This window comes from Chryseobacterium sp. MYb264 (genome assembly GCF_035974275.1).
Lineage (GTDB): Bacteria > Bacteroidota > Bacteroidia > Flavobacteriales > Weeksellaceae > Chryseobacterium.
Window position 1 is genome coordinate 4,942,987 of record NZ_CP142422.1, and the last position, 11,602, is coordinate 4,954,588.

Annotated in this window: 10 protein-coding genes; 3 read left to right on the plus strand and 7 right to left on the minus strand. The window is 36.5% G+C overall.

What is annotated here, in order from left to right:
- Positions 1 to 303 carry a chaperone modulator CbpM gene (locus VUJ46_RS21675; protein WP_326982733.1) on the plus strand — a complete coding sequence of 101 codons (303 nt, stop codon included), beginning with the start codon at positions 1 to 3 and terminating at the stop codon, positions 301 to 303.
- Positions 304 to 496: 193 nt separating this feature from the next.
- A complete protein-coding gene (locus tag VUJ46_RS21680; RefSeq protein WP_326982734.1) occupies positions 497 to 1,024 on the plus strand; it encodes a hypothetical protein in 528 nt (175 codons plus the stop codon).
- Positions 1,025 to 1,081: 57 nt separating this feature from the next.
- Here the strand turns inward: VUJ46_RS21680 and VUJ46_RS21685 are convergent, their stop codons facing one another.
- Positions 1,082 to 2,065 carry a PLP-dependent cysteine synthase family protein gene (locus tag VUJ46_RS21685; protein ID WP_326982735.1) on the minus strand — a complete coding sequence of 328 codons (984 nt, stop codon included), beginning with the start codon at positions 2,063 to 2,065 and terminating at the stop codon, positions 1,082 to 1,084.
- 442 nt (positions 2,066 to 2,507) lie between these two features.
- Positions 2,508 to 3,737, minus strand: coding sequence for an ABC transporter permease (locus VUJ46_RS21690; protein ID WP_326982736.1), 1,230 nt, complete (start codon positions 3,735 to 3,737; stop codon positions 2,508 to 2,510).
- A 4-nt stretch (positions 3,738 to 3,741) separates the two neighbouring features.
- On the opposite strand from VUJ46_RS21690, the gene VUJ46_RS21695 reads away from it, so the two are divergent.
- Entirely contained in the window at positions 3,742 to 4,938 is a 1,197-nt protein-coding gene (locus VUJ46_RS21695; protein WP_326982737.1) for an exo-beta-N-acetylmuramidase NamZ family protein, read from the plus strand.
- A 98-nt stretch (positions 4,939 to 5,036) separates the two neighbouring features.
- Here the strand turns inward: VUJ46_RS21695 and VUJ46_RS21700 are convergent, their stop codons facing one another.
- The 5 genes from VUJ46_RS21700 to VUJ46_RS21720 form a co-directional block, all read right to left on the minus strand.
- On the minus strand, positions 5,037 to 5,243 hold the full coding sequence (locus VUJ46_RS21700; protein WP_326982738.1) for a hypothetical protein: 207 nt from the start codon (positions 5,241 to 5,243) through the stop codon (positions 5,037 to 5,039).
- A 1-nt stretch (position 5,244) separates the two neighbouring features.
- Positions 5,245 to 5,889 (minus strand): DUF3575 domain-containing protein, encoded by a 645-nt coding sequence (locus VUJ46_RS21705; RefSeq protein WP_326982739.1) that lies wholly within the window; start codon positions 5,887 to 5,889, stop codon positions 5,245 to 5,247.
- Positions 5,890 to 5,909: 20 nt separating this feature from the next.
- Complete coding sequence (locus VUJ46_RS21710; protein WP_326982740.1) at positions 5,910 to 7,085, minus strand: thioredoxin family protein; 1,176 nt, start codon at positions 7,083 to 7,085, stop codon at positions 5,910 to 5,912.
- Positions 7,086 to 7,334: 249 nt separating this feature from the next.
- Positions 7,335 to 9,677 (minus strand): T9SS type A sorting domain-containing protein, encoded by a 2,343-nt coding sequence (locus VUJ46_RS21715; protein WP_326982741.1) that lies wholly within the window; start codon positions 9,675 to 9,677, stop codon positions 7,335 to 7,337.
- A 107-nt stretch (positions 9,678 to 9,784) separates the two neighbouring features.
- Positions 9,785 to 11,419: a tetratricopeptide repeat protein gene (locus tag VUJ46_RS21720; RefSeq protein WP_326982742.1), complete on the minus strand. Its 1,635-nt coding sequence runs from the start codon at positions 11,417 to 11,419 to the stop codon at positions 9,785 to 9,787.
- Between the last annotated feature and the right edge of the window lie 183 nt (positions 11,420 to 11,602).

Consider the following 11,602-nt stretch of genomic DNA (forward strand, 5'->3'; position numbering starts at 1 on the left):
ATGAGTGAAAGAATATCGCGAGAGGAACTCGCAAAAATATACAATATTGAGATCACTTTTTTTGATGAATTGGTGAATTCAGGATTAATTACAATTCAGACCGAAAATGAAATACGCTATCTGATGTACGAAGATTTACCCAATTTTGAACGGTTTACGAACTGGCATTACGATTTGGAAATTAACCTTCCGGGATTGGAAGTGATTCATGAAATGCTGAAAAAAATGGATGACCTCCGACAACGAAACCGTGAGCTGGCGAATAAACTTTCGGCAATCGGGGATAATTTTGTTGATGGTTGATGGTTTGGAGTTAAATGGCGGAGGAGTCCTGAAGGGACGACTTACATCAGGATCGGATGCTAATCCGATTGAAAGATAAATGATATCATTATCCAGTCATACAGAAATGATTTTAGCCAAAATATAATCCTCCCCCAATATAAATGTAAATTCTAAATTTTTAATTTAGCTTTGCAGATAGAAATTAATAATTATGAGTGAAGAAAAGGTGATTGTTTTAAAACCTAAAAGAAAAGATTTCGAAGATATTTATTTTAGCGGAAATCAGGGAAGTTTATTTTTTTCATCGACGACGAGAGGAAAAATGATTACAACAATTGTGGTCGGTTTGATTTTGCTGATTATGTTTTTCTTCAAAGAGGATTTTTCGGAGGAGAAATTCGGGATTTTATATTTTGTTAGTTTTTTGTTTCTGCTTTGTGCAGTTTTCCTTTCGGTGAGCATTAACAAAGTTTCGAGATGGAAAAAACAGGTGACTAATTATTTGAATAAGTTAGAACACTGCAAAATTTACGAAATCAGATTCAATGACAATTTTTTCACCGTAAATATAGATGATGAAAAAGAAACCAGCGAATGGAAAGATTTTAATTATTTCGATAGCAATAACGAATTTATTACCGTTGAAGGAAAATACAGCTATATGTTCCCGAGGAAGTCGATGAGTGAGAAAGATTATAGCTTATTGAAACAGGTTATAAAGAAAAATAGCACAGAATAGCATAAAAAAACTCAGAGCAAAACACTCTGAGTTTTATTTTTTATCATGAAAAGTCGATTAGTCTAACCAACCCATTTCTCTCATCCAATCGTCGTTGTAGATTTTTCCAACGTATCTCGAACCATGATCGTGTAATAAAACAACAATTACATCATCTTTAGTAAACTGATCTTTCATCTGAACCAAAGAAGCAATGGCGCTTCCCGCGGAATAACCACAGAAAATTCCTTCATCTTTAGCCAGTTTTCTTGCATAGATCGCACCGTCTTTATCCGTTACTTTTTCGAAATGATCAATTACCGACATATCGTAGTTTTCAGGAAGGATATCTTCGCCAATCCCTTCTGTGATGTAGGTATAAGCATTTCCTAAGTTCACTTCTCCAGTCTCATGGATCTCCTTTAGGATAGAACCATACGTATCAACACCAATGACTTTAATATCAGCATTTTTCTCCTTGAAGAAGGTTCCACAACCAGTAATGGTACCGCCCGTTCCAGCTCCAACAACGAAGTGTGTCAGTTTTCCTTCCGTCTGTTCCCAGATTTCAGGAGCGGTAGACTCGTAATGAGCTGCTCTGTTGGATAAATTATCATATTGGTTCACATACCATCCGTTTTCTGTTTCTTTCGCTAATCTTTTGGATACAGAGTAGTAAGAACGAGGGTCGGTAGGCTTCACATCTGTCGGACAAACGATTACCTCAGCTCCCACGGCACGAAGAATATCACATTTTTCTTTTGACTGTTTAGAGTTGGTCACGAAAATACATTGGTAACCTTTAATGATGGCGGCAAGCGCCAATCCCATTCCCGTATTTCCGGAAGTTCCCTCGATGATCGTTCCACCGGGTTTCAGCCTTCCGTCTTTTTCGGCATCTTCAATCATTTTCAGAGCCATTCTGTCTTTTACAGAGTTTCCGGGATTGAAAGTTTCCACTTTGGCTAAAACCAATGCCGGGAAATCATCACCCAACACTTTATTAAGTTGTACCAAGGGGGTATTTCCTATCGTTTCAAGAATATTTTTTGCGTATTTCATAAATGTTTTATAAGCCTCACAAAGATACAGTTTTCAAATGAGTTCGCTGAATTGAGTTCTGATAAATTCGGTTAAGATTTGTTAAGGCTGTATCAGAAAAAAGACGAAATAATTAATAAATCCACAATTGAGAATTAATTTTTTTAGGAGCTTATTCCCGCTTTCCGTTACAATTCCTCATTACGCGTCTAGGCTTCGCTCCGTCACTCCATTCCGGGATTTTCACTGCAATCGGGGCTAGGGGCTTGGGTGGTTCCACTGGAAATTAGTCATTACGAGGAGTAACGACGAAGCAATCTATTCAGCCTGCAATTTTCGTCAGATGGTTTCAACTTTGGTTCCTAATGATGCGATGCTGAAAACTTTTATCGATAATAAATTTTAAACACCTGTAAAAATTCACTTGCACAGCAAAATTTACCATTCACCAGTCAATCCCTCACTAACTATACTTAATCGCCTTGACCGGAGAAATTTTACTGATCAGATAACTTGGGATAATTAAAGCCAACCCTGAAATAATCAAAATTCCTACAGAGATAGAAATAATCGCAATAGGATTTAAATCTACGGGAACAGTGCTTACGTAATAATTTTCCGGATTCAGTTTAATAACACCAAAAAACTTTTGAATCAGGATCAGTCCAAGTCCGATGGCATTTCCATACAAAAGACCGGGAACCATGATAATTAAAGTATAATTAATAAATGTTGCACGGATCTGAGAATTACTGGCTCCCATTGTTTTCAGTAAACCTATAGAATTGGTTCTTTCAATAATCAGAATAAGAAGAACCATAATGATATTAATGACCACGACGATCAGCATAATAATGATGATCAATGCAATATTGGTGTCAAATATGCTTATCCAGTCCGTAATTTGCGGAAACTTTTCAGTTGCTTTTTCAGCATAATTTTTGTAACCGATCAGTTTTTCAATATCCGGAAAATCTTTGTCGATGTCATTCACGTTTTTGAGAAAAATATCAATTCCTCCTGCCTCATCAGGCTTCATATCCTGAATTTTCCGAACATGATTGATATCCCCGATAACGAATTGTTCATCAATCATTTTGATATCGGTCTTATAAATCCCCAAGACTTCAAATTTTCTGTAAATCGGCTTTTGATCAGCTTTTGAAAAGACTGTGACAATGCTGTCTTTTACCTTCAGGTGAAGATCGTTGGCTATTTTCTGAGAAATGGTAACCCCATTGTTATATCCTTTTTCTGTAACAACCGGAGTGTTTCCTGAAACAAGGAATTTCTTAAATCGTAAACTGTCGAAATCTTTTCCTATTCCTTTAAAAATAATTCCTGAAAAGTTATGTTCATTACGCATAATTCCTGTTACGGTAGCATATTTCTGAACGCTTTCCACATCAGAAAGCTCTTTGATTTTTGGAATATTCAATCCCTGATTATCAAGAACTGAAGTATTGTAAGAAGAATTGGAACGTGTAGAGCGTACGGTAATATGCCCGCTGAAATCTGCCAGTCTCTCTTTAATGGCTTTCTTGGAACCGAAACCTGTAGACACGGTAATCAAAGAAACAATGATTCCCAGAGCCACCGAGAGGCGGCCAATGAAGATGATCACCCTCGAAAGGTTATTTTTGTTATCTTTGGAAAACGCTATTTTTCTGGAGAAATAGATGGGAAATTTCAAGCTTATGAATTTAGATTTCAAAATTAAAAATTTACTTCTTATTTGCCTAATTTTTTTAGGAGTATTCAATCAATATTATTCTCAGACTGAAGATAAAGCCGGATTTAAAACGGGAGCCGATCAGCCTGAGGTTTATTTGCCTTTGCTTAAAGGGAAAACAATCGGAGTTGTCACCAACCAAACCGGATTAATGAGCGACAGAACCCATGTTGTAGATTTTCTGGTGAAAAACGGGATTAAAATCAAATCTATTTTTGCGCCTGAACACGGTTTCCGTGGCGATGCCGATGCCGGTGAAAAAGTGAAGAATGGAGTAGATGTGAAAACCGGAATTCCTATTGTTTCCCTATACGGAAATAATAAAAAACCAAAACCTGAGCAATTGAAAGGAATTGATATTATTGTTTTTGATATTCAGGATGTTGGCGTTCGTTTTTATACTTATATTTCGACATTAACGTATTTGATGGAAGCCGGAGCTGAAAATAATGTGGAAGTGATGGTTTTTGACAGACCAAATCCTCATGACGGCTATATTGACGGACCTGTTTTAAAGAAAAAATGGACAAGCTTCGTCGGAATGCATGAAGTTCCTGTTGTGTATGGATTAACAATCGGAGAATACGGGAAAATGGTAAACGGAGAAAAGTGGCTGAAAAATAAAGTTCAGGCAAAATACACTTTAATTACGATGAAAAATTATCATAAAAATCAGCGGTATGCTATTTTAGATAAACCTTCACCCAATTTGCCAAATGATAAATCTATCAACCTATATCCAAGTTTATGTTTCTTTGAAGGAACGCAGGTTTCTGTTGGAAGAGGAACGAATTTACCTTTCCAGATTTACGGCTCGCCCTGGACGAAAGATTTACCTTATCAATTTACTCCAAAGCCTACTTCTGGTGCCAAAGATCCGTTTTTAAACGGAAAATTGTGTTATGGTGAAAATCTTTCTGATTATAAAAAAGATCTAAAAGAATTAAACCTGGAATGGGTAATTAAAGCCTATAAAAACTATAAAAATCCGCAACAGGATTTTTTCTTAAAGAATTTATTTTTTGATACCCTGGCGGGAAGTGATGAGTTGAGAAAACAAATTGTTGCCGGAAAATCTTTTCAGGAAATTAAATCTTCCTGGAAATCTGATTTAGCTCAATTTGAGAAAATTAGAAGTAAATATATTGTGTACGAAAAATAAAGAAAAGTGAATGGTCAATTGTCAATTTTGCTCTGCAAGTCAATGTTTAAAATTCACGAGCGTAAGCGAATTCATGACTGACCATTCACTTTTAAATATCAGTCAAAATTCTGAGGCGGATTTTTATCGTTCTTTCCTTTATTCAAAATAAAAAGTCCGATTGACAATCCAATCACGCCTGCTCCTGCTGTCATTAAGGCTCTTTCGAGCTTATCAGGCTGGTCATTTCCCAGAAAATTCATTAGAAATAAAATTCCGAATGTGATCAGGCTGATGATGATATGGTTTCTTCCAAATAATTTCATTCTATCTTAATTTATAAGAGATCATAATACCTCCGCGGTAAGGCAGAAACTCTCCACTGCGATCCCATTCGCGACCCATTCTGTCTTCCAGCTTGTCATAACGATCTCCGCTTACTTTATCATATCCTTTGTAGAAACTTTGCATGGATCCAATTCCTGCATAGATGTCTACATTCCATCTTTCTTTAAATTTAAACTGATATCCGCCTACGATCCCCAGAATGAAAGTATATCCTTTTTGGTAAAGATTAGAGTTTACATAAGGTGTAACTTCGCCATCTTTATGAGTGTAGAAACTATCACTCCAGTAGCTCCATTTCTGGATATTGAAAGATCCTCCCGTGATGTTTGCTCCAACATAAAATTTATCAAATGCCTTACTGAAATAATACCTTCCGTCGAAGCCTAATAAATAAGCCTGCGCATGCTTTCCCGCGAAAGATTTCCAGGGCGATATAAACAGGTCTCCTTGCACCGTTATGTTTTTGCTTACCTGATGTTCTATTCCTACATTAACAATTCCTACAGGAGCCAGCAATGCATTTCCTTTTATATAGACACTTTTTTCTGATTGCTCCGCTTCCTGAGCATTCATTGTTCCTAATGCAGATGCGGTTAGGAAAGCTGCTAAAAATTTGTACCTCAAACCCTATGTTTTTTAGTAGATTATTTTATTTGATTTAATAACTCTTTCGCTAACTGTGAGTCTTTACCAGCTTGCACTGCAAGAGTTTCAGACATTTCAGCGTAGGTTTTCGCCATATCTTTATTACCTGTTAAATAATAGAGTTTTGCCAGTATGTATGTATTTTCAGATGTTTCACCTCTCATCACTGATTTTTCGGCCCATTCTGCCGCCTTTTTTAAGGAAGCTGAATTTTTTACATGTTCAGAAAATACCCATGCTGTCTTTAATAATTCGTTGGTATCAAAAGAATCAGAGTTTTTATAGTATTCCAGGGCTGCCTTCTCGTATTCCGGATAGTTGGCATTCTGTTCATAATAGCTTAACTTGGTCTGGTTGAGCCTCACCTCAGCATCGTGCTTTCCCACCAGCGGTTCCGCATTTTTCATAAAAAAAACTTCATCAATTCTTTTATTTCTGTCATCAATAGATTGAGCTATAATTTTTGATAACTTGATCTGAGCATCAAATTCTTTATAGGTCTCCTCAGGAAGATGCTTAATGATATCAGATTTTTTATCAATGAAAATTTTATAATTTTTATCTTCAGGAGATTTTAGAAAAAATAACAAAAATCCGATGTCATCTTTTGAAAGCTCTTCCGTTTTGTTTTTATTTTCAAAGTATCTTTCGGAAGCATTTTTGGCAAAATCATAATCTGAAGATGAATTGAGTTTCATAATATTGATAAGAAATTCCGGATCTTTCTCGCCTTTGGCAAAGCGCTCTTTCAGAGAACCCTTTTTATTGTTCGGAGAATTAACATCCTGAGCCATGGCTAAAAACGGACTTTCTTCCATATATCCGTAGTTTTGTGATACCAGTTCGCCGTCACCATTTAGAAATAAATAGGTAGGGTAGGAGCGAACGCCGTACTTTGCTGCAATTTCGCGGCCTTCCCCTTTTTCCATATCGAATCTTGCGTTGACAAAATTAGAATTGTAATAATCTCCGACGGATTTTTGGGTGAAAATATTTCTTTCCATCATCTTGCATGGTCCGCACCATGAAGCGTAAGCATCCATAAATATAATTTTATTCTCCTTTTTTGCCTTCGCAATCAGTTCTTTAAAAGGTAATTCTTCAAAACGAATCGCTTCCTGAGCAAAAACAGCCGTTGCTGCAGACAAAAACAGAGTAGAGATGATCTTCTTCATTCCTTCAAATAATTAAAAAGCGAATATACTTAATTTCGTGCTAACAGGATGTTAAAGGGAGCTTAAAATATAGTCAAATCTTGGGGCTTCTTTGCGGATTAATTAAAACCTAAAATGAAAAATAATCTGTAAAAATTTAAATAAAATTAAAAATAGAAATAATAAAAATTGTTTTGTGAAATTTTAAACATAAAAACTATGAAAAAACCGCCTCAAATGAAGGCGGTTTAAAAAATATCCTAAGAAAAACTAATTTTTAATAATTTTCTTAATGACGGTACTTGCGTTTTCCTGTTCGATCTTCAGAAGATATACCCCTTTTTCAAGAGTAGAGATAGGAATACTCTCATTGTTTTCAGAATGTAAAACCATTTGTCCGGCAGCATTGTAAAAACTTACTTTAAACCGGGCTTTGTTTTTTCCTGTTTTGATATGAATGTCATCCGCAGCAGGATTCGGATAGACTGCAATATCCTCTTTTCTGATTTGCGGATCAGAAGTTTGTAAAGAAGAGAAAGAAATAATGTCCTTTAAAACGCCTAACGAATACGTGCTCAGATAGACTTCTGCTGTAGTATCATTGATAAAACGAACCGCACCGTCCCGGATTATGGTGTCGAAGTAATCAGATGAATTTTTTTCCTGCCATACCACTCCTGCATTATTGCTGTAGATGACTTTTGACGGACTGTTTGTGGTGGTGGCAGCAATCCCGACAATCTGCCCGTTTTGTACCGTAGAATATTCTACTTTGGTGATGGGACCATTATAAATTTTGCTCCATGTAGTTCCAAAATCTGTGGAACTGTAAATTCCGTTTGTTGTCGCAATAGCGTATTGATTATTATTTAAAGGATTCTGTGCAATGCTGTTGATGTAATTCGGAAGATCAAGCCCCGGCACGGTAGTTTCCGTCCAGTTAATGCCTCCGTTGGTGGTTTTGAATATGCTGTTTCCAATCGTCACCATCGCACTTTCAGAATTACCCGGATTCATTTTTATTCCTGTTATGGCATAATCATAAGGATATGTGGGGAAATTAAGATCAGAAATTACCGGACTGCTGAGATTGGTGAAATCGATTTTCGTTAAAGGGGTACTCCCATTATACGTAGCAAACCAGGCAATAGTAGGATGTTGAGGATCTGTCTCTGCAGCTGTTAACAGATTGTCGTAGGTATCGGTCACTTTAGTAGTCGTCGCTCCATAATCATTACTTATTTTTAGGGCTCTTGGAAATACGGTGGGATCAAAAATATAGGCTCTTCCGGCTATATTTTTGTCAAAAAAGAAAGGAGCCATAGTCTGTCCGTAAGGAAAAGTTCCCAATGGATACACCGTTGTCGGATTTTCCTGATTGGTATTGAGATTTCTTACCGTATATCCCCATTGTACTCCGTAGATTAACTGATCCTGATTATTTTGATCTTTTAAAGTGTAGAGACTTCCCATATTGGTAAAAAACGGATTGGGAACAGTCGTAAGCGTGATTCCGCCATCGGTGGATATTTTTGGAAAACGCTCATTGGCGATCAGTACCTGATTGGTATTTTGAGGATTAAAAGCTGCCCCGTGAGGGTAAAAATAAGAGGTTCCGTCATCGAGACCATTGTGGAAAGTAGTTGTCCATGTATTTCCTCCATTGGTGGTAACTGCAATTTTATGGGCTCCCATGGCCAGAACATGGTTGTGACTGTTGGGATCCACCATTAGCTTAACCATTCTCAATGTTCCCAATGGGTCATTTGAAGACCAATCTATACCCACTTGCTCTGTCCAGCTGGCAGCGCCATCGGTGGTTTTATATACCGCCTGATGCATATTGGGCATAGTACCGGGAACAAAATGTGAGGTTCCGGCGTAAATAACCGAAGGATCCTGAGGATCAACAGCGATAGACTCCAGAATAATATTGTTTAAAGTCTCTGTCCAGGTAGCTCCTGCGTCTGTGGAGGTAAGAAAACCTCCCTGAACAGGCTGCGGACCAGATCCTCTTGCGATATAAAGTATCTGTGGATTTTGAGGATTCATTGTCGCGTCAGACAATTCCAGATCCCCGGAATCGTATACATTTATCCAGTTGGCTCCTCCGTCTGTGGTACGGTATAATTTTCGGTTCTGAGGCACCGGAGATCCCACACTTTGCATTACAATCATAAGGGCAGTATTCATATTGCCGTCATCATAAATGGAATAATTACCGATAGCATCGGTTTCACCGGGAGGAAGGTTAAACTGTTTAATAATCTGTAAGTTGCCTAAGCTTAGTACAGTAACTTTACTGTTGCCACTCGATCCGAAATCTTCAATAAAGCTAAGAGCCGTCCCGTTATTAATAAGGCGCATTTCCTTAATATTCGGTGCTTCTGTGGGGTAGGGCAACGTGTAGAGAACATTCCATGTACTTCCGTTGTCGGCGGACACCAGAATGTGCTTATCCACATTCGTTGTTGCATAAATTCTGTTACCAATGGTTTTATCATAAACAAAATTCTGCATGCGCCCATATTGGGGATTACCTGTAAAACTTACCTGAGCAAGACTTATTTTGCCCACAACTGTTAATAATACCGTCAATAGTAATTTTTTCATAATCTACTTTTATTTAATGTATACAAATGTATTTTTTCAATAATCTGTATAAAAAAATATGGATAGAAATAGTGAGACGGTCTTTGGAAAAAGTGTGACAGCTTTATTTAAATCCCTGATATATAATCGAATAAGTTGCTTGAATTCGTTAATAACATTTTTCTTGAAATTCTTTCTTTTCTCTTCCTGCACGCTTCGATGGTGATATTAAAGATGGATGAAATTTCTTTTATGGAAAGATTCATATAAATATAACTGATGAATCGGATATCATTTAAGGTAAGATCGGGATGTTTTTCTTTTAGATTATCAATAAATTTACTGTTGATTCTTTCAAAATGCGTGAGAAAATCATCATGATAATCTTCCTTTGTGAGAATTTCTTTTAACTGATCCAGCTGCTTTGAGAACTGATCATTTTTAAGCACTATAGAATTCTTTTTTAATTTTAAAATATAGTTTTCTATTTTATCATTTCTCTGTGCAATATGAATGGCATTGGCGGCAAGCTTTCTGTTCCTGCTTTCAAGTTCATTTTTTAATTTTTCTTTTTCTAAAAGAGACTCGGTTTCTTTTTCCCTGATCTGCTTTTCCAGCAAAAGATTGTCATTTTCTTTATTTTTTAAATCTAAACTGATAATTTGCTGATTTTTTTCCGCCAATGTCCTTTTCTGGCGATTTTTTAGATATATAATACGAAAAAAACAGCTTAAAAGAGCTAAAATCAGGAAACAGAATGCGCCGATATAAAACTTTAATTTTTTCTCATTATAAAGTTCTTTTTGAGAATCCTGAAGCCTCAGCTTAATCTCGCTATTCTGATACATAGCCTTATTTTTAATGGCATTTACCGAATCCTTAACCACAATGATAGAATCTTTATAGGCCAAAGCCTTTTTGTAGTCTCCAGTCTCAAAATATAAATCTGAAAACTGACTGTAGATCTCTTTTCTGTCCGGATAGTTTATATTCGTCTTTCTTGCTTCTATGGCGTATGACAATGCTTTTTCATATTCTTTTTTGCCTTGAAAAATTTTAGATAAAATCAGGAACGTCTCCATTCTGTTCACCTTTTGATTTTTTGCCTTCAGCGTTTCGCGAATCGGTTCTAAAAGGTGCAATGCCTTATCAAAATCCTTCCTCTGAAGAGAATTTTGTGCATCACTAATGGTGATATCGACCAGAATCAGGGGCTTTTTTAATGCTTGAGCCATAGATTTTGCGATCTGGATATACTCTGAAGCTTTATCGAGCTGATGGATCCTGTTGTAAAGATTGGCCAGATTATCGGCATAAATTGCAATTCCCAGGCTGTCTTTATTGTCTAATGCCAGTTCGTAGGCTCTTTTCTGATGCTTCTCAGATTCTTTGTATTTTTCCTGTTCAAAATAAACCAGTGCAATATTATTGAGAACTGTTTTTTCATTGTCTTTTGTAAGATGCTTCATGGCAATCGCGTAAGCCTGGAGGTAGTAGTCTAATGCCTCACTGTAATCGGACATTTCATAATAATTCAGTCCGATGCAGTTGGTTGCAATAAACTCCTGATTATACCAGTTATTGGATTTAGCCAGAGTTTTCAGGTCAGCAAATATTTCCAAAGATTGGGTGTGGTCTTTTTTATAGAGGGCATCGACTCCTTTTTTGATCAGGATGTTGGCATATTCAATAGAATTTTTCTTTTGTGCCATCCCAAGAACAGGGAATAAAATCAATAAGGATATTACAATATAATGCTTCATCAATACGGTCTAAAATTTCAATCTGCGATTAAAATTACATAAAAATACGCATCAAGTCTAAAACTTGGAACGAAATTGTTTAAGTGTCTTTTTTTGCCGCGAATGCACGAATATTTTTATTTCCAGCAGATTTTTAAGATTTAGAACCTATTAGCAGAAAATCAGAAATTTTAAAAATTGGGG